General features: G+C 50.9%; 15 protein-coding genes. 7 read left to right on the top strand and 8 right to left on the bottom strand.

The genetic code is table 11. The features are described 5' to 3' along the window. Positions 1-114: 114 nt before the first annotated feature. Complete coding sequence (typA, locus tag T500_RS0110925) at positions 115-1,917, bottom strand: translational GTPase TypA (RefSeq protein WP_028908138.1); 1,803 nt, start codon at positions 1,915-1,917, stop codon at positions 115-117. 193 nt (positions 1,918-2,110) lie between these two features. Here typA and rpsO point away from each other — a divergent pair, with 193 nt between their 5' ends. After that, a complete protein-coding gene (gene rpsO / locus T500_RS0110930; protein WP_013063513.1) occupies positions 2,111-2,380 on the top strand; it encodes a 30S ribosomal protein S15 in 270 nt (89 codons plus the stop codon). A gap of 79 nt (positions 2,381-2,459) precedes the next feature. Here the strand turns inward: rpsO and T500_RS0110935 are convergent, their stop codons facing one another. The 3 genes from T500_RS0110935 to T500_RS0110945 are packed head-to-tail and all read right to left on the bottom strand — an operon-like array spanning position 2,460 to position 4,353. Then, positions 2,460-2,954: an S-ribosylhomocysteine lyase gene (locus T500_RS0110935; RefSeq protein ID WP_028908139.1), complete on the bottom strand. Its 495-nt coding sequence runs from the start codon at positions 2,952-2,954 to the stop codon at positions 2,460-2,462. Positions 2,955-2,957: 3 nt separating this feature from the next. After that, positions 2,958-3,587 (bottom strand): 5'-methylthioadenosine/S-adenosylhomocysteine nucleosidase, encoded by a 630-nt coding sequence (mtnN, locus tag T500_RS0110940; RefSeq protein ID WP_028908140.1) that lies wholly within the window; start codon positions 3,585-3,587, stop codon positions 2,958-2,960. A gap of 19 nt (positions 3,588-3,606) precedes the next feature. Continuing rightward, positions 3,607-4,353, bottom strand: coding sequence for a TrmH family RNA methyltransferase (locus tag T500_RS0110945; RefSeq protein WP_028908141.1), 747 nt, complete (start codon positions 4,351-4,353; stop codon positions 3,607-3,609). A 125-nt stretch (positions 4,354-4,478) separates the two neighbouring features. Here T500_RS0110945 and T500_RS0110950 point away from each other — a divergent pair, with 125 nt between their 5' ends. From T500_RS0110950 to T500_RS0110965, 4 genes are read left to right on the top strand one after another with little or no spacing between them, the layout of a single operon-like run. Further along, on the top strand, positions 4,479-6,962 hold the full coding sequence (locus T500_RS0110950) for a YfhO family protein (RefSeq protein ID WP_028908142.1): 2,484 nt from the start codon (positions 4,479-4,481) through the stop codon (positions 6,960-6,962). Positions 6,963-6,965: 3 nt separating this feature from the next. Further along, on the top strand, positions 6,966-9,620 hold the full coding sequence (locus T500_RS0110955) for a bifunctional fucokinase/fucose-1-phosphate guanylyltransferase (protein ID WP_028908143.1): 2,655 nt from the start codon (positions 6,966-6,968) through the stop codon (positions 9,618-9,620). Further along, positions 9,620-10,423 carry a GSCFA domain-containing protein gene (locus T500_RS0110960; protein WP_028908144.1) on the top strand — a complete coding sequence of 268 codons (804 nt, stop codon included), beginning with the start codon at positions 9,620-9,622 and terminating at the stop codon, positions 10,421-10,423. Before T500_RS0110955 ends, T500_RS0110960 begins: the two co-directional genes overlap by 1 nt. Then, positions 10,420-12,876 (top strand): bifunctional UDP-N-acetylmuramoyl-tripeptide:D-alanyl-D-alanine ligase/alanine racemase, encoded by a 2,457-nt coding sequence (locus tag T500_RS0110965; RefSeq protein WP_028908145.1) that lies wholly within the window; start codon positions 10,420-10,422, stop codon positions 12,874-12,876. Before T500_RS0110960 ends, T500_RS0110965 begins: the two co-directional genes overlap by 4 nt. Before the next feature lie 50 nt (positions 12,877-12,926). Here T500_RS0110965 and T500_RS0110970 read toward each other — a convergent pair whose 3' ends face one another. Both T500_RS0110970 and T500_RS0110975 read right to left on the bottom strand, forming a co-directional pair. Beyond that, positions 12,927-13,397 (bottom strand): hypothetical protein, encoded by a 471-nt coding sequence (locus T500_RS0110970; protein ID WP_139209046.1) that lies wholly within the window; start codon positions 13,395-13,397, stop codon positions 12,927-12,929. Between the two features lie 319 nt (positions 13,398-13,716). Next, on the bottom strand, positions 13,717-16,158 hold the full coding sequence (locus T500_RS0110975; protein WP_028908146.1) for a GH36-type glycosyl hydrolase domain-containing protein: 2,442 nt from the start codon (positions 16,156-16,158) through the stop codon (positions 13,717-13,719). A gap of 289 nt (positions 16,159-16,447) precedes the next feature. On the opposite strand from T500_RS0110975, the gene T500_RS0110980 reads away from it, so the two are divergent. Both T500_RS0110980 and T500_RS0110985 read left to right on the top strand, forming a co-directional pair. Continuing rightward, on the top strand, positions 16,448-19,720 hold the full coding sequence (locus tag T500_RS0110980; RefSeq protein ID WP_028908147.1) for a SusC/RagA family TonB-linked outer membrane protein: 3,273 nt from the start codon (positions 16,448-16,450) through the stop codon (positions 19,718-19,720). A gap of 28 nt (positions 19,721-19,748) precedes the next feature. Continuing rightward, a complete protein-coding gene (locus tag T500_RS0110985) occupies positions 19,749-21,293 on the top strand; it encodes a RagB/SusD family nutrient uptake outer membrane protein (RefSeq protein WP_028908148.1) in 1,545 nt (514 codons plus the stop codon). On the opposite strand, the gene T500_RS0110990 is transcribed toward T500_RS0110985, so the two are convergent. Together T500_RS0110990 and T500_RS0110995 are read right to left on the bottom strand one after the other, a co-directional pair. Then, the gene (locus T500_RS0110990; RefSeq protein ID WP_028908149.1) at positions 21,250-22,437 is read right to left on the bottom strand and encodes an aminoacetone oxidase family FAD-binding enzyme; all 1,188 of its coding nucleotides are present in this window, start codon (positions 22,435-22,437) and stop codon (positions 21,250-21,252) included. The two genes, T500_RS0110985 and T500_RS0110990, sit on opposite strands and share 44 nt — an antisense overlap. Positions 22,438-22,465: 28 nt before the next feature. Then, a complete protein-coding gene (locus T500_RS0110995) occupies positions 22,466-24,526 on the bottom strand; it encodes an acetate--CoA ligase family protein (RefSeq protein ID WP_028908150.1) in 2,061 nt (686 codons plus the stop codon). Between the last annotated feature and the right edge of the window lie 99 nt (positions 24,527-24,625).

A 24,625-nucleotide genomic window follows, 5' to 3' on the forward strand; every position in this document is an offset into this window, starting at 1 on the left:
AAAAACCTCGCCGATTGGCGAGGCTTTTTTTGCTATATAAACCTTATACTTTATTAGCCTTGACCTACAGTCGAGCCTGCTTGCGTTCGGCAATCGATGCAAGCATCATTACACTCACTGTTTCGCAGCCTTTTTACGCTGGTCGTGATCCAGAATCGTTTTGCGCATACGCATCGACTTTGGTGTTACCTCTACCAGCTCGTCGCTCTTGATGTACTCCAGGCACTCCTCAAGACTCATTACGGTCTTTGGAATAATGCGAGCCTTATCATCGGTACCCGATGCACGTACGTTAGTAAGCTGCTTAGCCTTACATACGTTTACTACCAGGTCGTTATCGTGAACATGCTCACCTACTACCTGACCCATGTAAACATCCTCACCTGGATCGATGAAGAACTTACCACGGTCCTGCAGCTTATCGATAGCATAAGCAAAGGCGTTACCAGTATCCATCGATATCATCGAACCATTTACACGGCGCTCAATCTCGCCCTTGTATGGCTGATACTCCTTAAAGCGGTGGGCCATGATAGCCTCGCCCTGACTGGCCGTAAGCACATTGGTACGCAGTCCGATGATTCCGCGTGATGGGATATCGAACTCGATATTTACACGCTCGCCCTGACTCTCCATTGATGTCATTTCACCCTTACGACGGGTTACCATATCAATCATCTTTGATGAGAACTCCTCGGGCACGTTGATAGTGAGCTCCTCAACAGGCTCGTGCTTTACACCGTCGATCTCCTTGTAGATTACCTGAGGCTGACCAACCTGCAACTCGTAGCCCTCACGACGCATGGTCTCAACCAGCACTGAGAGGTGCAGCACACCACGTCCTGATACAATCCACTTATCGGTGCTATCCTCGAAAGGTGACACGCGCAGGGCCAGGTTCTTCTCCAGCTCCTTCTCCAAGCGGTCGTTAATATGGCGCGATGTAACAAACTTACCCTCCTTACCAAAGAAAGGCGAGTCGTTAATCATGAAGAGCATCGACATGGTAGGCTCGTCGATAGCGATAGGAGCGAGTGGCTCTGGGTTCTCCAGGTCGCAGATGCTATCGCCAATCTCAAACTTGTCCAGTCCGATTACAGCGCAGATGTCGCCACACTCCACCTGTTCGGTATGTACATGTCCCATACCCTCAAAGGTGTGCAGCTCCTTAATCTTAGTCTTCTCCATGGTGCCATCGCGGTGTGCAATGGTTACCTGCATGCCATCCTTCAGGGTGCCACGGTGTACACGACCTACGGCGATACGACCCTGATAGCTCGAGTAGTCGAGTGATGTGATGAGCATCTGGGGTGTTCCCTCTTCCTGTTTTGGGGCGGGGATCATCTCTACGATTTTATCAAGCAGATAAGTGATATTGTCGGTAGGTTTCTGCCAGTCCTCACTCATCCAGCCATTCTTAGCCGAACCATAAACCACGGGGAAATCCAACTGCTCCTCGGTGGCATTGAGCGAGAACATCAGATCGAATACCATCTCGTAAACCTCCTCAGGGCGGCAGTTAGGCTTATCTACCTTGTTAACTACAACGATAGGCTTCAGTCCGATTTCGAGTGCCTTCTGCAGCACGAAACGAGTCTGAGGCATAGGACCTTCGAAGGCATCAACCAACAGCAGACAGCCATCGGCCATGTTGAGCACACGCTCTACCTCGCCACCGAAATCCGAGTGTCCTGGAGTGTCGATGATATTGATTTTAACGCCTTTCCAATTGATACTGACGTTTTTTGAAAGAATGGTGATACCACGCTCGCGCTCCAAGTCGTTGGCATCCAGTACCTGATTGCTGAGATTCTGTCCGTCACGGAACAGGTGTCCAGCCAGCATCATCTTGTCCACGAGTGTTGTTTTTCCGTGGTCAACATGAGCGATAATTGCAATGTTTCTGATATCCTGCATACGAAAATACTTAAATTCGGGTGCAAAGTTACACATTTTTTCGGAAAAAATTTGTAGAAACGAAAAAAAGTTGTACCTTTGCAGCCGCATTTCGGAAAATCCGGAGCATTTGACGACGTAAACCCACTGGTGATTAGGCGGGAATCGCGTTTGAAAAATGTTATTGCAACAATTTTTTAATCACATTAAAATTATGTATTTAGACAAGGCAAAGAAAGAGGAGATCTTCGGTCAGTACGGTAAGAGCACTACTGATACTGGTTCTGCAGAGGCTCAGATTGCACTCTTCAGCTACCGTATCTCTCACCTGACAGAGCACCTGAAGAAGAATCACAAGGATCACAACACTGCACGTTCACTCACCATGCTGGTAGGTAAGCGTCGTAAGTTGCTGAAGTACCTGTACAATAACGATATCAATCGTTATCGTGCTATCATCAAGGCTCTGGGTCTCCGTAAGTAATATTCGTACTTACAACCAAGAAAAGAATAATCCCCATCTCAATCGAGGTGGGGATTACTTTTTTATGCTTGTTGATAGATTAGGCATCGGCAAACACCTTACCATCTTCGAGTGTAATCTGCAGTTTGGTGTACTCACAGTGGAAATCGTTCTTTAGGCGATCCAGATAGCGGGCGCACTCCCATTTGCACATGGGCAGATCGTGCAGCAGATAGTTGCCACAGGCCTCGGGACGTGTAGCAGGCACCTCGTCCTGTGTCAGTATCCACTCCAGGCACTCGATGGTCAACTGGCGCATATCCTCAACTGTGTATTCGCCTGTCATAATGATGTACATACCTGTGAGGCAGCCCATCGGACCTACATATACCACATCCTCTTTGGCGCACGAATTGCGGAACCAGGTGGCCATCAGGTGCTCAATGCTGTGGATAGCGGCAGGGGCAACAGCAGGCTCCTTGTTGGGTTCGGTAATGCGCAAGTCGAATGTGGTGAAACCTTTATCCACACGCGATACGTAGATACCTGGCTTCAGGTGCGTGTGGTCAATTGTAAAACTCTGTATAACTTCCATAATTTAAAGACTTTCAATGAATGTTTTGGTGGTGATGAATGATTTCTCGGCCACGGTATCCCAGAAGTTGTGATACTGCGAGGCATCAGTGTCGCGCAGGGGAATATCGCTGATTACACGGAACGAGATAAAGGGCACCTTATAGATGTGGCACACCTGCGCGATGGCACAGCTCTCCATATCCACGGCCTTAGCCTCGGGGAAGTGACTTACTATCTCGCGCATTTTTTCCTTTGAATCCACAAACCAGTCGCCTGTAACTATCAGTCCTGGCTTGGCACCTGCCAACTGAGCCTTCTCAAGCAGATAGGGATCAGCCTGATAACGGGCTGGCAAACCCTGCACCTGTCCATATACAGTGCTTTCATCGATAGCGTAACCACAATACACATCGTGGTAGGTCAGTTCCGAACTAACCACTACATCCTGCAGGTTGATATCATCGCCATTGCCACCAGCGCAACCACTCGAGATAATCACGTCGGGCTTGTACTGGCGAATCATCTCTACAGCCTGGATGGCGGCATTTACAGTGGCAATACCACTCTTCTGCAGAATCACTTTATCTTCGGGGAATAATGGACGGAGCTGCTTCAGTTCCTTGTCCATTGCTACGATCATTCCAATCTTCATACTTTGAATTTTTACATTGTTAATTTTTTACATTGCGCTGGCGTACGGCCTCGTACATCAGGATTGCAGCACTAACGCTGACGTTCAGCGAGTCTAAGCGGCCCAGCATGGGTATGCGGATATGTGCATCGGCGGCCTCGCGCCACTGGTTGGTAAGACCCGTACTCTCGGTGCCCATCACAATGGCTGTGCCCTGTGTCATATCGTAATCGTAATACTCGTACGAATCCTGCAACTGGGCGGTGAGAATTTTAATGCCGTGCTCCTTGAGGAAGGCGATACACTCCTGTGACGGACAAACGGCTGTGGGCACGCAGAACACACCGCCGATACTGGCACGAATCACGTTGGGGTTGTACATATCCGTCAGTGGGTCGCACACTATCAGCGCATCGATACCAGCGGCCTCGGCACTACGCAGAATCGCACCTAAGTTGCCTGGTTTCTCCACACTCTCCAGCACTACAATCAAAGGGTTCTCCTTTAACTGTAATTTGGCCAGTGTATGCTCCTTGCAGCGCACCACGGCAATGTGCCCCTCGGTACTGCCGCGATAGGCCATCTTTTCATATACCTGCGGCGAAACGTTTTTGTCGCGGATGTACTCCTCAACCACCTCGTAGCCACAGGCTTTGCAGTGCTCTATCTCGCGCTGGCCCTCAACCACAAACAGTCCCTCCTCACGGCGGAGCGACGACTTTTGTTGCAGGGCTACTACGTGCTTAATCTTGGCGTTTTGTACGCTTGTAATGATTGTTTCTTCCATATTTTGCTGCAAAGATACGAAAAAAATGAGAATTGACAATTCTTTTTTTTAAAAAAGCGGCAAAGCCGAGCGGATAATAAAAAAATATGTGTAATTTTGCAGGCAAATTAAATAATTTGCAAGTTATGACATTATTGAAAAAATGGCTGCCCGATATGTTGGCAGTGTTGTTATTTGCCGTTCTGGCCTTTGCGTATTTCTTCCCTGCCGATATCGAGGGACGTATCCTGTACCGTCACGATGCCTCAGCTGGTCGTGGTGCTGGTCAGGAGGGTATCGAATATATGCAGAAAACAGGTGAGCGTAGTCGTTGGACCAACGCCCTGTTTGGTGGTATGCCTACCTACCAGATGGCTCCCTCGTATCACTCTACCGATAAACTCAGTACGATGACCAAGATCTACCACTTGTTCTTACCCGAGAATGTGTGGTATGTGTTTGCTTATCTGCTAGGATTCTATATCTTGCTGCGTGCTTTCGATTTCCGTCAGCATCTGGCTGCGTTAGGCTCTATTGTGTGGGCCTTCAGCACTTATTTCCTCATTATCATAGCCGCAGGTCACATCTGGAAGGTGTGGGCCCTGGCCTATCTGCCACCATTGATTGCAGGTTTAGTGCTGGCCTATAGGGGCAAATACCTGTGGGGCTTTGTGCTCACAGCCATTTTTACCGCTTTCGAGATTAATGCTAACCACGTGCAGATGACGTATTACTATCTGTTCATCATCCTGGCTATGGTGATTGCCTGGCTGGTAGATGCCATCCGCAAGCATCAGTTGGCTACCTTTGGCAAGGCTACAGCCGTGTGCCTGGCAGGTGCCACCATTGGTGTGTGCATCAATCTCTCTAACCTCTATCACACCTGGCAGTATGGTCAGGAGTCGATGCGTGGTAAGAGCGAACTGGTAAAGAAGAACTCGGCCAACCAGACCAGCAGTGGTTTGGAGCGTGATTATATTACACAGTGGAGTTATGGTATCGACGAGACCTGGACCTTGCTCATCCCAAACACCAAGGGTGGTGCCTCGGTACCCATGAGCGAGAGTAAGATTGCCATGGAGAAAGCCGATCCTACCTACGAGAGCATCTACCAGCAGATTGGTCAGTACTGGGGCGAACAGCCTGGTACCAGCGGTCCTGTGTATGTAGGTGCCTTTGTGATGTTCCTGTTTGTGTTGGGACTGCTGATTGTCAAAGGTCCTATGAAGTGGGCTTTGCTCGCTGTTACCATCCTGTCGATACTCCTTTCGTGGGGTCGTAACTTCATGGGCTTTACCGATTTCTTCCTCGACTATGTGCCCATGTATGCCAAGTTCCGTACTGTGGCCTCGATATTGGTGATTGCCGAATTCACCATCCCCTTGTTGGCCATGATGGCCCTCAAGAAACTGTTTGACGAGCCCGAGGGTTTTACCAAGTATAGCAAGTCTATCTACATCAGCTTTGGTGTTACTGCAGGCTTCTGCCTGTTGTTTGCCTTGATGCCAACCACGTTCTTCGATGGCTTTATTTCGTCGAGCGAAATGCGTGCCCTGAGCACCTTGCCACAGGAGCACATCCAGCCACTTGTCAGTAACTTGGTTGACATGCGTACAGCCGTGTTTACTGCCGATTGCTGGCGTTCGTTCTGGATTATCGTGGTGGGCATGGTATTGCTCATGGCCTATAAGTATCGCAAACTCAAGGCCGAATATACCATTGGCGCTATCCTGGTGCTCTGCTTGATCGACCTTTGGCAGGTAAACAAGCGTTACCTGAACGATGAGATGTTTGTGCCCCAGAGCGAGCGCGAGGCTCCACAGCAGATGTCGCAGACTGATGAGCTCATCCTGCGCGACAAGGCCTTGGATTACCGTGTGCTCAACCTCGCTTCAAACACCTTTAACGAGAACGAGACGTCTTACTACCATAAGAGCATTGGTGGTTACCATGCCGCTAAGCTGCGCCGCTATCAGGAGATGATAGAGCAGTACATCTCGCCCGAGATGCAGCGCCTGATGAATGCCGTGGCCGAGGCTGGTGGCGACATGACTCAGGTTAAGGGCGACAGCATCTGCCCAGTTATCAATATGCTTAACACCCGCTACTTTGTGTTCCCACTGCAAGGGGGCCAGACAGTGCCCATCCAGAACCCCTATACTTTGGGTAATGCGTGGTTTGTTGATAAGATTAGCTATGCCAAGAATGCCAACGAGGAAATCTTGAAGGTGGGTCAGATTGATCTGCGCCACGAGGCTGTGGCCGACGAGAAGTTCCAAACCCAGTTGGGTGATGCTGTTACACAGGATACCACCAGCACCGTGGATATCAAGAGCTACGAGCCTAACCAGCTTACCTACGAGGTTAACTCGGGTAAGGGTGGTGTACTGGTATTCTCCGAGGTTTACTATCCAGGCTGGACAGCTACCATCGATGGTGAGCCTGCCGAGTTGGGTAGGGTAAACTATATTCTGCGTGCCCTGAACGTAAAACCTGGTAAACACGAGGTTGTGCTCAGCTTCTTCCCCAAGTCGGTAGATGTTACTGAGTCTATCGCATATACTGCTTATGCCATTTTGCTGCTTGTGCTCATCGGCACAGCAGTGATGTATTGGCGCAAAAAGAAATAGCCTATGAAAAAACTGCTTTCATTGCCACCAAACTTGGTGGACAGTTTTCACGATGTTACCGGACTGAGTCGTGAGGAGTATTTCTGTACCAACGATCCAGTTGGTCATAAGTTGGGTAGTGGTGGTGGAACCACCTGGCTGTTGCAGGCCTGTATGACTACCGAGGATGGCGCCTCGCTTGCCGAGTGGCTGCCCCGCGAAAAGCGTATCCTGCTGCATGCCGGCGGCCAGAGTCGTCGCCTGCCCTCGTATGCCCCATCAGGTAAGATCCTAACCCCCGTACCCGTGTTCCGTTGGGAGCGTGGACAGCGCCTCTCGCAGGATTTGCTCAGTCTGCAGCTGCCCCTTTACGAGCAGATGATGGATATGGCCCCCGAGGGCATCCACACCATGGTGGTAAGTGGCGATGTGCTGGTGCGCACCTCACAGCCTCTGCAACCCATCCCCGATGCCGATGTGGTGTGCTATGGCTTGTGGCTCGATGCCTCAGTTGCCAAAAACCACGGTGTGTTTGTCAGCTCGCGCAAGTCGCCCCAGGTGCTCAAGCATATGCTGCAGAAACCCAGCATCGAGACCCTTAACGAGCTTCAGAAGGATCATTATTACCTCACCGATATCGGCATCTGGATGCTGAGCGACAAGGCTGTAGAGCTCCTCGCCAAGAAGTCGAAGAAAGGCGATGATATTATCGAGTACGATATGTACTCTGAGTTCGGTTGTGCTTTGGGTACCAACCCTTCGTTGCCCGACGACGATCTGAAGGATCTTAAGGTGGCCATTGTGCCCCTGCAGGGTGGCGAGTTCTACCATTTTGGTACTTCGCGCGAGATGATTTCTTCTACCCTCCGCATTCAGAACCTGGTAAACGATCAGCGAGAGATTATGCACCACGATCGCAAACCGCACCCCAGCATCTTTGTGCAGAATGCCGTTTGCAAGTACAAGTTTACCGAGGATAATACCAATATCTGGATTGAAAACAGCGACGTGAGCGAGGGCTGGACCCTGAGCCACGACAATATTATAACAGGTGTGCCCGAGAACCATTGGAAGGTGAACCTGGCCCCAGGCGAGTGTATCGATGTAGTGCCCATTGGCGATACCGAATACGCCGTGCGCCTGTACCATATCGACGATAAGTTTGCTGGTGCTGAACAGCAGAAGCAGCAGTTTGTAGTAACTAGCAGTCTAGCAGAACTAGAGGTTCTAGAAACTCTAGATGGGCTAGCTTTGCTAGCCACTCGGCTGATCTCAGCCGAGGAGATTAGTACCGAGGCTAATCTGCATCGCTTGTTTGCCCAGCGTAAGGCTTTCCGCAAACTCAACTGGAGTGCATTGGCCAAAAACTGGAACCATAGCGTGTTCTATCAGCTCGACCTGGCCGATGCAAAGCGCGAGTTCGAGGAACAGCATATCGAGATGCCCCCCGCGCTCGACCTTGAGGCCCCCTTGATGACTCGCATCCACGATGCCATGTTCCGTGGCGAGAGTGACAAGGCGTTTACACTCCTTCGCGAGGGCTTGCTCGATGCCGACGATCTTCAGCAAATACCACAGCTCAGTGTGGCTGACGACCAGATTGTATGGGGACGTTCACCCGTGCGTATCGATATCGCAGGTGGTTGGACTGATACCCCTCCTTATTGTTTGATGGAAGGCGGAAATGTCATCAACCTGGCAATCGAACTCAATGGCCAGCCCCCGTTGCAAACCTATGTACGCCCCTGTCAGGAGCCCCGTATCGTGCTGCGTAGTATCGATCTGGGTGCCATGGAGGTGGTAGAGACCTCCGAGCAGTTGCGTGATTTTATGCACGTAGGCTCGCCTTTCTCAATCCCCAAGGCAGCCTTGGTATTGGCAGGCTTTGGTCAGCATTCGCTCAAGGACGAGTTGTCAGCCTTTGGCGCAGGTATCGAGCTCACGCTGCTCAGTGCCATCCCGGCAGGCAGTGGTTTAGGCACTAGCAGTATCCTGGCTGCTACTGTGCTGGGGGCGCTCAACGACTTCTGCGGACTGGGTTGGGATAAGAACGAGATTGGTCATCGCACGCTTATGCTCGAACAGATGCTCACCACAGGTGGTGGTTGGCAGGATCAGTTTGGTGGTGTGCTGGGTGGCGTAAAACTTCTGCAAACGGGTAGGGGATTTGCCCAGAACCCACAGGTGCGCTGGTTGCCCACCGATCTATGGACACAACCCGAATATCGCCCCTGCCACCTATTATATTATACAGGTATCACGCGTACGGCTAAGAGTATCCTGGCCGAGATTGTGCGCCGCATGTTCCTGAACCATGGTGGCGAACTGCGCATGTTGCGCCAGATGAAACAGCATACCCTCGATATGTACGAGGCCATTCAGCAGAACGACTTTGAACGTATGGGCTTGCTGGTGCGTAAGACATGGGCACAGAACCAGGCACTCGATTCGGGTACCAACCCCGTCGATGTGGCTAAGCTCACCAGCTTGATCGACGACCTTTGCTTAGGTTATAAACTGCCAGGTGCAGGTGGTGGCGGCTATTTGTACATGATAGCCAAGGATCCCGAAGCTGCAGCACGTATCAAACAGATTCTTTCTGAAAACAGCATCCGTAAAAATGCCCGCTTTGTCGAGATGAGTCTCTCTACCACGGGCCTGCAAATCAGCAGGAGCTAATGGATTTTCGAACGATTGTAGATATTGACGCCCCTGGGTTTAGGATAGGGGCTTGCGAGGAGATGCTCTTCGTAGGGTCGTGCTTTGCTGATAAGATAGGCGCGCGCTTCACTGATGAGAAGTTCCGCACCATTGTTAATCCCTTTGGCGTGATGTATAATCCCGCCTCCATCCTCCATACTATCCAGCGTCTCGCTGCTCAGTCCGAGCTGGCATCCGTAAAAACAGCCTTCCTTACTTTAGGCACTAATCACGTGTATATCTTAAAGGAAACTGGTGAGATAGTGGATAACTGTCAGAAGCGCCCACAGTCGCTCTTTATCGAGCAGGAACTCACCGTTGATGAGTGTGCCGATTACCTGCAGCAGGGCATCGATATCCTGCATGCGGCTAATCCCGATATGCACATCGTGCTCACCGTCAGTCCCATCCGCTATCGCAAATACGGCTACCACGGCTCCCAGCTCTCCAAGGCCACCCTTCTGCTTGCCACCAGTCAGGTGGCGGGCGCAAGCTACTTCCCCGCCTACGAAATCATCAACGACGAGTTGCGCGATTACCGCTTTTATGCCGATGATATGCTGCATCCCTCATCGCAGGCCGTAGAGTATATCTGGCAGCGATTCTCCGAGGTGTACCTCAGCCCCGAGGCCAAGGCATTCCTCAAGGAGTGGCAACCCCTCAAGGCCGCGCTGAATCACAAGCCGTTCAACCCCGACTCGGATGAATATCGCATATTTATGGATAAAACTATGTTAAAAATTTCTGAGTTGCAAAAAAAATATCCTAACTTTGCAGTATGAAATACAGTATAGAAAAGGTTACCACGCTCATTGGAGCGCGACGATATGGAAACACTGAGGCTCAGGTAAGCTGGTTGCTCACCGATAGCCGTAGTCTTTGTTTCCCCGAAGAAACATTGTTTTTTGCCCTGAAAACACAGCGTAACGATGGTCATCGTTACATTCAGGACTTGTATAACCGTGGTGTGCGTCAGTTCGTAGTAGAACAGGTGCCTGAGGCTTACGAAACCCTTTATCCGCAAGCCAATTTCTTGCGCGTACCGCACACGTTGGCAGCCTTGCAGCGTTTGGCCGAGCGCCATCGCGACGAGTTCTCGTTGCCCATCGTAGGCATCACCGGCTCCAACGGTAAAACCATGGTTAAGGAGTGGCTTTATCAGTTGCTGTTGCCCTCGCAGCGCATTGTGCGTTCGCCTCGCAGCTACAACTCACAGATAGGTGTGCCCCTCTCGGTATGGTTACTTAACGAGCAAACCGAGATAGGTATCTTCGAGGCAGGTATCTCGCAGCCTGGCGAGATGATGGCCTTGCGCGATATCATCCAGCCCACCATCGGTGTGCTCACCTCGTTAGGTGCCGCCCATCAGGAAAACTTCCGCTCGATGGAAGAAAAGTGTATGGAGAAACTTGAGCTCATGCACGATACCGAGGCCATGGTATATTGCTCTGATAACGATATCGTGAGCCGTTGCATCCGTCGCATGAACTACAAAGGCGAGAAAATCTCGTGGAGCACCTGCGATCAGCAGGCCGCCTTCTTCGTCAAGAGCGTCGAGAACTCGCGTATCACCTATATCTATAAGGAAGAGGAAAACTGCTTTGAGATTCCGTTTATCGACGAGGCCTCAATCGAGGATTGTATCACCTGTGCAGCCGTAGCCTTGCGCCTGGGCCTCACCCCTGGCGATCTGGCCGACCGCATGCCTAAGCTCGAACCTGTGGCCATGCGCCTCGAGGTTAAAGAAGGCCAGCGTGGTTGCATCCTGATTAACGACTCGTACAACTCCGATATCAACTCGCTCGATATCGCGCTCGATTTCATGAATCGCCGCGAGGAGTTGAAGAAGCGTACCCTTATTCTCAGCGATATGTATCAGTCGGGTCTTTCACCCGAAAAACTCTACGCCCAGGTATCCGAGTTAGCTGTTAAACGTGGTATCACCAAGTTTATTGGTATCGGCGCCCAGCTCACTGCCCAGGCCGATAAAATCCAGATTGCCGACAAGCAGTTCTTTGCCGATGTAAACCACTTCCTGGGTAGCGATGCCTTTGTTGGTTTGCGCGACGAGATGATTCTTTTGAAGGGTGCCCGTCCCTTCGGTTTTGATCAGATTACCGAGCAGCTCGAACAGAAGGTTCACGAAACCATCCTCGAGGTTAACCTCAATGCCGTGGTCGAGAATCTCAACTTCTACCGTTCGTTCATGAAGCCCGAAACCAAGATGGTGTGCATGATCAAGGCCGATGCCTATGGAGCAGGCGCTGTCGAGATAGCCAAAACCCTGCAGGACCACCGTGTTGATTACCTTGCAGTGGCCGTGGCCGACGAGGGTGTTACCCTCCGTAAGGCAGGTATCACCGCCAATATCATGATTATGAACCCCGAGATGACCGCCTTTAAGACCATGTTCGATTACGACCTGGAGCCTGAGGTATATAGCTTCCGTTTGCTCGATGCCCTCATCAAGGCAGCCCGCAAGGAGGGTATCACTGGCTGGCCTGTACATATCAAACTCGATACCGGTATGCATCGCTTAGGCTTCGATCCCGAGCAGGATATGGACGAGCTCATCGATCGCCTCACCCATCAGCAGGCTGTTATCCCCCGTTCCGTATTCAGCCATTTCGTAGGCTCTGATAGCGACGATTTCGATAACTTCTCAAAGCTGCAGTTCCTCAAGTTCGACGAGGGCAGCAAGAAGCTTCAGGCCGCTTTCTCGCATAAGATTCTGCGCCATATCGACAACTCTGCTGGTATCGAGCACTTCCCCGATCGCCAGTTGGATATGTGCCGTCTGGGTCTTGGCCTGTATGGTATCGACTCGCGCGATAACCGCATCCTCCATACCGTCAGCACCCTGAAGACCACCATCCTGCAGATGCGCCAGGTGCCTAAGACCGATACCGTTGGTTACAGTCGCAAGGGCAAGCTTACCCGCGATTCTGTCATTGCTGCCATTCCTATTGGCTATGCCGATGGTTTGAACCGTCACCTGGGCAATCGCCACTGCTACTGCCTCGTGAACGGTCAGAAGGCCGAATACGTTGGTAATATCTGCATGGACGTAGCTTTGATTGATGTCACCGACATCCCATGTGTTGAGGGCGACCAGGTAGAGATCTTTGGTGAGAACCTGCCCGTTACCGTGCTCAGCGATGTCCTCGACACCATCCCCTACGAGGTCCTCACCGGCATCAGCAACCGCGTAAAACGCGTTTATTTCCAGGATTAGTTTAATCCTATATACAACTACAAGTCAGGGAGTGCAGTTATGTACTCCCTTTATTGTATGTAAGCGTCTATCTGTGCGGCAATGTCGCCAGCCAGTACGGCACCGTAGCCCACACGGAGCTCGATAGTGGGACGAAGCGGGTCGTTGGTACCGATGATCACAGCATACTCGTCTATGGTGTAGGGCGTGGCCATGTTCTTTGACATCACGCACTCCAGACTGCTGAGTTTCAGCTCTTCGCCGGCGATAATCGCAATGTCATGGTTGGGATAGAATAGGATAAGGGCAGGGAGCTCGTTGGCTCGCGAGGCATCCAGCACCACCACGCCGTCGGGTTCTCCGTATCTCTGTTTTGCCTCTTCCACCGTGGCGTAGGTCACCCTTGGAACAGCCGTCCGCTCCTTGCGCTTGATGATGAAGTAAGCGAAGGGGGCGATAACCAGCAGCAACAGTAAGTACGGTCCAAAGCCAATGGCTAACATAATGCCGGCAACGACGGCAAGAATCGTGTTTCGTTTCATAAATAGTCTGTTATTTGTCTTTACCGAAAAATCGCTGGCAAAGTTACGCATTCTTTCCAAGATAACAAAGCACAGTGGTAGAAATTTAATTCTTTTTGAAGCGATTGACTGAAAAATAAAATACTGTACTTCCCTAGAAAAAGTTGAATGGTTTTTAACTTAACCCTGCCATTGGTTGAATGCTCGTTTGGTACCTTAGCCGAACGCAGGTACGCAGGTACATTTTTGAAGTGTATAACATACTTATTGTCGCCTAAAACCAATAATCCTCGCTCAGTGATGGGCGGGGATTGGTTTGTATAGATGTATGTAATCCTGATTACATCGTAACCTCGACTACGTGCTTGCCGGCAGAGTAGGGGATAACGGTTCCATCAACAGGCTGGCCATCGAGGGTGATGGCTTTAACACCCTTCTGGGCGCCGTTGGGGTGGATGGTGATCTCGTACTCGGCATCGCGGAACTTACGCTGTACGGTGTAGTCGGTAGCTGTCTGTGGCAGACAGGGATCGATGCGGATACCATCGTAGTCGGGCTTGATACCGAGGATGAATTCTGATACGGTGTACCACATCCAAGCTGCGGTACCTGTGAGCCATGAGTTCTTACCCTCGCCTGGCTTAAAGGCATCCTTACCAGCTACCATCTGGCAGTTAACGTATGGCTCTACTTTGTGCAGAGTCTGGTATTTCTCCTCGACGTATGAGGGGAGAATCTTGGCATAGTGGCTCCAGGCATCGTTACCACGACCTGCCAAGCACTCGCCGATGATGACCCAAGGATTGTTGTGGCAGAAGATACCTGCATTCTCCTTGTAGCCCTCGGGATATGATGAGATTTCGCCGTACTCGTAGATGTACTTGGTAAAGGCGGGATTGTTAAGAACCATACCGTGCTCGCACTCGAGGTACTTCTTACAAGAGTCGAGACTCTTGGCAACCATACCTTCCTGAGCGCCAATCTCGGCCATGGTGCACCAGCCCTGGCTCTCGATAAAGATCTTGGCTTCTTCGCACTCGTTGCTACCAATCTTGTTGCCATAGAAATCGTATGCGCGCAGATACCACTCGCCATCCCAACCATGCTTCTTCACAGCCTCGATCATAGCGTCGATAGCTTTCTGCATGCGCTCGGCCTCCTGGGTCTTACCCAGCTTCTGGCACAGGGCTACGTAATCCTTACCTGTTACTACGAACAAGCCGGCAATCATCAAGCTCTCAGCCTTGGTGCCCTCAGATACGTTCTCGGTAGTCTGGAAGCTCTCGTTAGGATCCCATGAGAAGCAGTTGAGGTTCAAGCAGTCGTTCCAGTCGGCACGGCCGATGAGTGGCAGCATGTGGGGACCGAGGTTGTTGATAACGTGATCCATCGAAATCTTGAGGTGCTCGAAGAGTGTTACCTCAGAGCCTGGCTGATTGTCGAATGGTACCATCTCGTCGAGGATAGAGAAGTCGCCTGTTTCCTTGATGTAAGCCACGGTGCCGAAGATGAGCCAGCAGGGATCGTCGTTGAATCCACCGCCGATATCGTTGTTACCGCGCTTGGTAAGGGGCTGATACTGGTGATAGCAGCCGCCATCGGGGAACTGGGTTGAGGCAATATCGATGATGCGCTGACGGGCGCGTGATGGAATCTGGTGTACAAAGCCTACGAGGTCCTGGTTAGAATCGCGGAAGCCCATGCCACGGCCGATACCACTCTCGAAGAACGAAGCCGAACGAGAGAAGTTGAAGGTTACCATGCACTGGTACTGGTTCCAGATGTTAACCATGCGGTCGAGCTTATCGTTGCCTGTGCGTACATTATATATATTAAGGAGGGCATCCCAGTACTGACAGAGCTCGGCAAAGGCCTGATCGACCTTCTGTGTGGTGTCGAGTTCGGCAATGAGGGCGTGTGCCTTGTCCTTATTGATGACCTGAGGAGCAGAGAATTTTTTGTCCTGTTCGTTCTCGATGTAACCCAGCAGGAACACAAAGTCCTTGCTTTCGCCTGGCTGCAGGGTTACCTCGATGTAATGCGAGGCGATGGGGCTCCAGCCGTGGGCGTGGCTGTTGCGGGGCTTGCCCTCGATCACTACCTGGGGATCGGCAAACTCGTTATAGAGACCTACGAAGGTTTCGCGATCGGTATCGAAGCCCTGGATAGGGGTGTTTACATGGTAGAACGCATAATGGTTGCGACGCTCACGGTACTCGGTCTTGTGATAGATGGTGCTACCCTCGATCTCTACCTCTCCGGTAGAGAAATTACGCTGGAAATTCTCCATATCGGTAGCAGCATTCCACAGGCACCACTCCTCGAACGAGAATAATTTGAGGTTCTTAACCTCGTTGCTCTGGTTGGTGAGTGTGAGCTTCTGTACCTCGGCCCACTTCTTCAGGGGTACGAAGAACAGCACGCTGGCCTCGACGCCGTTTTTACGGCCTGTGACGCGGGTGTAGCTCATACCATGACGGCACTCGTAGAAATCGAGTGGAGTCTTGCAGGGCTTCCAACCTGGGTTCCAAACGGTGTCGCCGTCCTTGATATAAAAGTATCGGCCACCATTGTCCATTGGTACATTGTTGTAACGATAACGAGTGATACGGCGGAACTTGGCATCCTTGTAGAATGAGTAACCACCGGCGGTATTAGAAATTAAAGAGAAAAAGTCCTCGTTGCCCAGATAGTTAATCCAGGGCCAAGGAGTCTGCGGGTCGGTAATCACGTACTCGCGGTGCTGGTCGTCGAAGTGACCGTAGCGTTTTTGTTGCTCCATGATGCGATAAATATTTTATTTAATGATAGTAATCAATAATTGCGGATGCAAAGTTACGAAATTTGCACAAACGTACAATAGTTGGAGCAACTTAGCGCAAGAATTGAGCATAAAAATACCATATATTTTGAAAAAAACTTGTGAGTATTAAAAATTTTTCTTAACTTTGCGCCCTCATTCCAGTGATATTGATTAAAATTTTAGAAAAAAGAAGAAGATTAGGTTGATAATTTTGGTTTGTTTAAGTTGAATAGTAATTACTAATATATTTTTTATACTTTTAAATTAAATGAAAAGACTCAGTATGATGTTGGCTGGGCTGTTCCTTAGTGTGGGGATGGCACTGGCACAAACAACGGTTACTGGTACAGTGGTAAGTTATGAGGATAACGAGCCTATTATTGGTGCCACCATCCAGGTGGTTGGCAATTCAAGCATTGGTACCATTACCGATTATGATGGTAACTTCACACTCGAAGTACCAGAGGGTATGAAAACACTGCGTATTACCTATGTGGGCATGGAACCACTTGAGGTGGCAGTAAGCACAAAAACTTTAAAGATTCAGTTAAGAAATGATGTACACACCCTGGACGAGGTAGTGGTTGTGGCTTATGGTACACAGAAGAAGACATCGCTTACCGGATCTATTCAGGAGGTAAAGAGCGAGGCCATCGAGCTGCGTCCTACCACTTCGGTAGCATCGGCTCTGGAAGGTACCGTAACTGGTGTACAGGTGAACAGCAGTGTTGGAGCACCTGGTGAAGACCCACAGATTCGTATTCGTGGCGTGGGAACCGTCAATGGTTCTTCGTCACCACTCTATATTCTTGATGGCGTGCCTTATAGCGGTAGCATCAGCGACCTGAACCCACAGGACATCGAGTCGATGTCGGTACTGAAGGATGCTGCTTCGGCTGCTTTGTATGGTAACCGTGCCTCTAACGGTGTCATCCTGATTACCACCAAGAAGGGTAAGCAGGGTAAGATGAACATCACCTTCGATGTGAAGCAGGGTACCTATTCACGCGGTATTGCCGAGTACGACCGTCTGGGCGCCCGCGAGTGGATGGAGGCTCAGTGGCTCAACATGAAGAACAACCGCATGGCTGCTGGCGACGATGCTGCTACAGCTGGTGCATACGCCTCGAAGCACCTGATTGCCGACCGACTTCAGCTGAATATCTTCGACAAGGCCGACGAGGCACTCTTTACTGCCGACGGCAAGCTGGTGAGCGACGCCCGCATAAAGGGTACCTATGGCGAGGATCTGGACTGGTATAAGCAGGCCATTGGTCACGGCTATCGTCAGGAGTACAATTTCAACGCCAACGGCGCTACCGAGAAGTCAGACTATCTGGTTTCATTAGGCTATCTCGACGAGCAGGGCTACCTGAAGACCTCTGGTTTCGACCGTCTGTCGGCTCGTCTCTCGGGTAACATCCAGCCAGCTGAGTGGCTCAAGGTGGGTGTTAGTCTTAACGCTACCCACCAGAACTTCAATGCCGGCTATGGTACTGGTAACGCCAATACCAACCCATTCAACTTCTGTCGCAAGATTTCGCCCATTTATCCTGTTCATGCCCACAACCTGACTACAGGTGAGTACTATCTCGACGGTATGGGCAACCTGATGTACGATGGCGGTTCATATATCGATCCCGATGGTCAGGTGGTTCACACCCGCAATCAGTATCCCGATCGTCACATCATCTGGGAGAACCAGTTGAACACCGATAAGATTATCCGCAATACCGTTAACAGTATTGCCTACGCCAATATCATTCTGCCTTACAACTTCACACTCTCGCTGAAGGGTAGTCTGAACCTGAGCAACGACTCAGAGAACAAGTACTACTCGGCTGTGATTGGCGACGGTAAGGCCAACAACGGCCGTTTGCGCCGTACCGATGTTCGCCAGAAGAACTACACCTTCCAGCAGCAGCTGCATTGGCGCCAGGAGTTTGGCGTACATTCTGTCGACGCTCTGCTGGGTCACGAGAGCTACAAGCTCACCCGCAACTACATGGCTTCGGGTAAGGATTCAGAGATTGTGCCCAATCTCACCAATCTGCTCAACTTCACTCAGTTTGCTCAGCTCTACGACTACAACGACAACTACGCCCTCGAGTCATACCTGGGTCGTGTGCGCTATGGCTACGACAGCCGTTACAACATCGAGTTCTCGTTCCGTCGCGATGGTTCGTCGCGCTTTGCCAAGAATGCCCGTTGGGGTAACTTCTGGAGCACAGGTGCCAGCTGGGTCATCTCTAACGAGAAGTTTATGAAGCAGTATGACTGGGTGAACTACCTGAAGTTGCGTGCCGACTATGGTGAGGTAGGTAACGACTCTGGTTCTGGTCTCTATGGCTATATGGCCCTCTATCAGCAGGATGTTCATGCCGGCAAGGGTGCTTACTATATCTCTCAGCTGCCTAACGAGGATTTGAAGTGGGAGACAGGTCAGTCATGGGGTGTTGCCATCGAGGGGCGCCTCTTCAACAAGCTCAACTTCAATGTCGAGTACTTCGACCGTCGCAACAAGGACCTTATCTTCAACGTCTACAACCCACTCTCTGCGGGTGCTACTGATACCACCACACCTCAGTCGGTAACCACCATGAATCTGGGTACCATCTCAAACCACGGTGTCGAGATTTCTGGCGATATGGACGTTTACAAGTCGAAGAACTGGAGCGTGAACGTAGGTGCTAGCATCACCTTCGAGAAGAACAAGGTGGTGAAGCTGCCCGAGCAGAACCGCGATGGTATCATCGATGGTACCAAGAAGATTGTTGAGGGTATGGACCGCTATCAGTTCTATACCTACACCTGGGAGGGCGTGAACACCAAGAACGGACTCTCGCTCTATAAGTTCAACGGCGATGAGTACTTCTTTACCGATGGCGGCACTACCTACGGTAACCCTGCCGGTGCAGAGATTACCGGTTCGCAGAAGAACGCTGTGGTTGTGATTGATGGCACACCTTACAGCTATCTCACCACCTATGGCAAGCGCGAGTTCCACGGTTCGGCCATGCCTACCGCCTATGGTAGCTTCAACTTCAGCGTGAGCTACAAGGCCTTCTCGCTCTACACCCTGTTCACCTATCAGCTGGGTGGTAAGGTGATGGACAGCAACTATCAGCTGCTGATGAACTCACAGAGCACCCCAACCGCCCTGCATAAGGACGTGCTGAAGGGCTGGACCGCCGAACAGGCTACTGCTACCGATGCTATCGACCGCAACGGTGTGCCTATGCTGAGCGACGTTCCTGTCATCGTGAGTGGTCTTGAGGCCGACCTCAACTCTACCTCTTCACGTTGGCTCACCAGTGCCAGCTATCTCATTCTGAAGAACATCAACCTTAGCTACCAGCTGCCTAAGGAACTGGTGCGCAAGGCTGGTATCGAGAACGTGATGCTCACACTGACCTGCGAGAACCTCTTCACGCTGACATCGCGCAAGGGTATGAACCCACAGCAGAACTTTGCTGGCACCCAGAGTGCTACCTTCGTCACACCACGCATCTTCTCTGCAGGGGTGAACATCAAGTTTTAAGAGTTAATAGTTAATAGTGAATAGTTTTATGAAAAAGTATATATATATAGGTATCGCAACGCTGGCACTCAGCGCTTGTAGCAAGGATTTCCTGGATACCGCTCCCGAGTCGGAGATGGGTACTCCCACCGTGCTCAGCAACACCCAGAATGCCGAGATGGCACTCAATGGTATCTGCAAGGCCATGACTACTCAGTATATGAGCAAGCAGGGCTGTAATGGCGAGGGCACCATCCTGAACTGGTATGGCACCTTTACAGGTAACGATGCTCAGAAGAGCAATAACTCTGGTTGGCAGGGTGTGTGGAACTCAACCTACCACCTGCGTCCAACTTCTGATTATACCGTTTATCCTTGGTTCTATTATTACAAGTTGGTGAGCAATGCCAATGCCATCATCAACAATATCGATGCTGCCGAGGGTGAGGAGAACGATAAGAAGTTTATCAAGGCTCAGGCCCTTACTTTCCGTGCTTACTCGTTCTTCCGTCTGGCTCAGCTCTACACCAACCGTTGGAGCGATCATCAGGGTAATACCGATGGTATCGTGCTGCGTGTCGACGAGAGTCTGGGCGAGCAGGCCATCGCTACTCAGGCCGAGACCTATCAGCAGATTTACAACGACCTCGACGAGGCCATTGCCCTCTATCAGCAGAGCGATCGCAAGCGCGAGGAGTTCTTCCAGCCCGGTCTCGATGTGGCCTATGCCGTTTATGCCAAGGCAGCTCTCAACCGCGAGGATTGGCAGAATGCTGCCAAGTATGCAGCTCTGGCTCGCGAGGGCCACAAGCTGATGACGGTTGAGCAGTATCAGGACGGTTTCCACACACCTAACAACGAGTGGATATGGGGTGTGTATGAGGATGAACAGCAGAACATCTCTTACTATAGCTTCTTTGCTTACATCGGTGCCAACTCAAGTGCCAGCAACTGCCGCACTTATCCTGTAGCCATCAGCAAGGAGCTCATCGATCAGATTCCTGCCAGCGACGTGCGCCGCTCGCTCTATCTGGTACCAACCGAAGAGGAGTATGCCGAGTGTAATGCAGCTGGTCGTAGCACTGGTATGCTTTACAACCGCGCAAAGGCTGAGTACAAGGATCGCTTGTATTTCGACCAGAGCGGCAAGCTTACCTCGCTCGTCTATGCTTATATGCAGACTAAGTTCCTGGTAGGTTTCTATCCTGGTGGTGGATCGTTCCCCATTATCCGTGCCGCTGAGATGCTGTATACCGAGGCTGAGGCCGACATGCATCTGAACAAGGAGGCTGAGGCACAGCAGCTGCTGTTTGAGGCTGTTAGTCAGTACGACGAGGCTTACACCAAGAGCACCAAGACCGGCGACGACTTGATGACTGAGATTAAGCTCTATCGCCGTTTCGACCTCTTTGCCGAGGGTAACGACTGGTTCGACTACAAGCGTTGGGGTCAGCCCATCGTGCGTAAGAACCGCACACAGGGTGGTAGCTTTATGGAGGGTGTGTTCGATATCACCATCCTTCCTGAAGAGACTAACGCCTGGACTTGGGTCATCCCTCAGAAGGAGACTGACTACAACGCACTTGTTGAGTAATAGCCATGGAAACTACATAAGCGGTGGTCCAGGCGGCTTGGAAATTAAATCCGCCTGTGATGCCATCGATATCGAGAACCTCTCCAGCGAAATAAACGCTGGGGAGGTTTTTGCTTTCTAAGGTGTTTGGATTAACGCCAGCCAAGTCGATACCGCCACAGGTCACAAACTCGTCCTTAAAGGCCGAACGACCTGCTATCTGGTACTGATCGTTGCACAGGGCATTGGTCAGTCGGTTCAGCTCCTTCTGGTTCAGATTCTGCCAACGGTTCTGGGCACGTTCGCCAAGGGTCTTGGCTACGAGGTAATCCCACAAACGACTGGGCAGACCAAAGGGACGGATGGTGGCTATCTGCTTTTGTGGATGGTTACTGATAATCTCGCGCAACTCCTGTTGGATTTCGGGCTCCTTGAGCGAGGTCCAGTTCACAGCCAAAGGCATCTGGTAGTTATGCTCGTGCAGATCGCGAGCGGCATGACTACTGAGCTTCAGAATGGCTGGTCCGCTCATACCCCAGTGGGTGATGAGCAATGGTCCGTTGCTGCGGAACTTGGTACCTGGGATTGAGGCGGTGGCATCTTCTACCACCGTGCCCATCAAGGCACGCAAGGCCTCGTCGGCAATGCTGAAGGTGAACAATGACGGAACGGGTTCGATGGTTGGAACGCCAGCCATCGAAGCGGTACCACCACCTGTGGTGATGACCTTAAAATCGAAATCCTTCAGTTCGTCGAGGCTGTCGATTTTATGCTGGGTGCATATCTTAATGTTCTTCCGACGGGCTTCGGCTAAGAAGATATTAATGATGGTATGCGAATCCTGGGAAGCGGGAAATACACAATGATCGTCCTGAGTGGTGAGTTTTACCCCATGGTTCTCGAACCACGCATAAGCATCGCGGTAGTCGAAGGTCTTAAACAGTCGTTTCAGTAGCCTGTGTCCACGTGGATATACCTGTTGCAAATCGCTTACAGCCTCGAACGAGTTGGTGCAGTTACATCTGCCACCACCAGATACCTCGACCTTGGCCAGCACCTTCTTCGATTTCTCAAAAATGGTGATGTCCATATCGGGGCACATTTCCTTGAGGTTAACGGCTAGGAAGAATCCAGCCGCACCTCCACCTACTATCGCAGTCTTCATTTTTACATTCTTACATTTTTACATTTTCTCATTTCTCAATGAGAATGCGAGCATCGACGGCTACTACGTCGTTCTCGTCGGCCAGCAGCGGGTTGATGTCCATCTCTTTGATTTCGATGGCGAAACGCAGCAGGGTTGACAGGCGCACGATAATCTCGGCAAACTTCTGTTCGTTAATACCCTTCTGGCCTCGTGTACCTTTTAATATCTTATAGCCCTTGAGCGAGTGAATCATCGAGTATGCCTCGTCGTAACTCAATGGGGCTAATCCGCTTGATACATCCTTCAGTACCTCGACAAAGATGCCGCCCAAACCGCAAAGGGTTACATGGCCGAAACGGTTCTCGTATTTGGCGCCGATAAACAGCTCGGTACCCTTCATCATCTTCTGTACCATCACACCTGTGGCATCCTTAATCTTCATCATGCGGTCGAACTCAAGAGCCAGGTGCTCAGGGGTGCGGATGTTCAGGGCCACACCACCCACATCGCTCTTGTGGATAGGACCAACTACCTTAGCCACTACGGGGAATCCCACACGTTCGGCAAAGGCACGTAGCTCTTCCTTGCTGGTGCTTACCATCTCGGGCACAAGGGGAATGCCTGCACACGAAAGAATATCGCGTACGGTTTGTGGCGATACATAACCATTATCTGTAACACTGCTGATAATCTTATAGAGTCGGGGCAGGTCGATGCCATAAAGCTGCACCTCGGGTGGTGCTGGCTTGGGGGTGCGCATAATCTGGCTGAGTGCTGTGGCCAGCGTCACCTCGTCGCTGAAGTTAACGTGACCGCGCTTCAGAAACTCCTCAACCTCGGGACCTGCTGTGTGCAGACTGGGCAGGATGGGGAAGATAGGTTTTTTGCACTCTTTGATTTTCTTGTCGAGCACATCGTAGGCCTCGTACAGATGGGTGAGACCAGGTGTGCCGTAGATTACGGCGATGGCATCGATATGATCAAACTTGTTTTCGCAATAATCAATCACGGTACCCAACTGCTCGGCAGTACCTGTAGCCAGGAAATCGATAGGATTGGCTACCGATGAGCCAGGGAAGAGCTTTGCTTTCAGTTCGTCGGCCTCATGACCTTCAATCTTGGGCACGTTCAGTCCGCCTTTCGACAGGGCATCTGTCAGCATCACACCAGGACCGCCTGCATGGGTAACAATCGCAAAGTTCTTACCCTTCAGTTCGGGCAGCGTAAAGATACAACCCACGGTGGTGAGCTCCTCGCGTGAGAAACAGCGCACGATACCTGCCTTACGGAACAGAGCCTCTACGGCCGAATCGCTCGAGGCGATGGCACCTGTATGCGATGAAGCTGCGCGACTGCCACTCTCGCTCGAACCTGCCTTGATAGCTGCAATCCTACAACCCTTTCGAATCAGGTTACTGGCATGATACAACAGCTTATCAGGGTTAGAGATATTCTCGATATAAAGCAGTTTTACTTTCGAATCCGTCTCGGGATTAAAGCGCTCGTCCATATACTGCAGCACATCCTCGATACCAATCTGTTTGCCGTTACCAATGCTCCATACGCTGTTAAACTGCAAGCCTTTGATAACCGCACTCTCCAAAATAAATACGGCTGTGGCACCCGATCCCGATACGAAATCAACACCCTGTGGGTTCAGGTTGGGGATGGGTAGCGTAAACACACTATGATGGTTGCGGTTCAGCAGTCCGATACAGTTAGGACCAATGAGTGCTGCTCCGAACTTTTTGCACGTATCCAGGATGCGTTGCTCCAGTTCGGCACCCGCCTTGGTCTCCTCGCCAAATCCGGCTGAGATAATCACGAAGGCGCGCACCCCTTTCTCGGCACAAAGATAGTCTACGTAATCGGGACAGAACTTGGCAGCCACTACGAGCACGGCCAAGTCCGTTTCGGGGATGTCCTTTACATCATGATAGGCTTTGATTCCCTGCACTTCGTCTTCCTTGGGGTTTACGATGTGCAGCGGACCATCGAAACCACCATTCTTAATGTTACGTACAATAGCACCACCGGGCTTATGCACGTTGTTAGAGCCGCCGATGACGACGATGCTCTTGGGATTCAATAATTGTTGGTTAATCATAGGTGCAAAGATAGTGCAAATCGAACAAAATACAAAATAAAAAACGTTATTTTTCTTTGTATTTGGGAAATAAATAGCTACCTTTGCATAGTTAAACCA

It is taken from the genome of Xylanibacter ruminicola Ga6B6 (assembly GCF_000687715.1).
GTDB classification, from domain to species: Bacteria; Bacteroidota; Bacteroidia; order Bacteroidales; family Bacteroidaceae; genus Prevotella; species Prevotella ruminicola_B.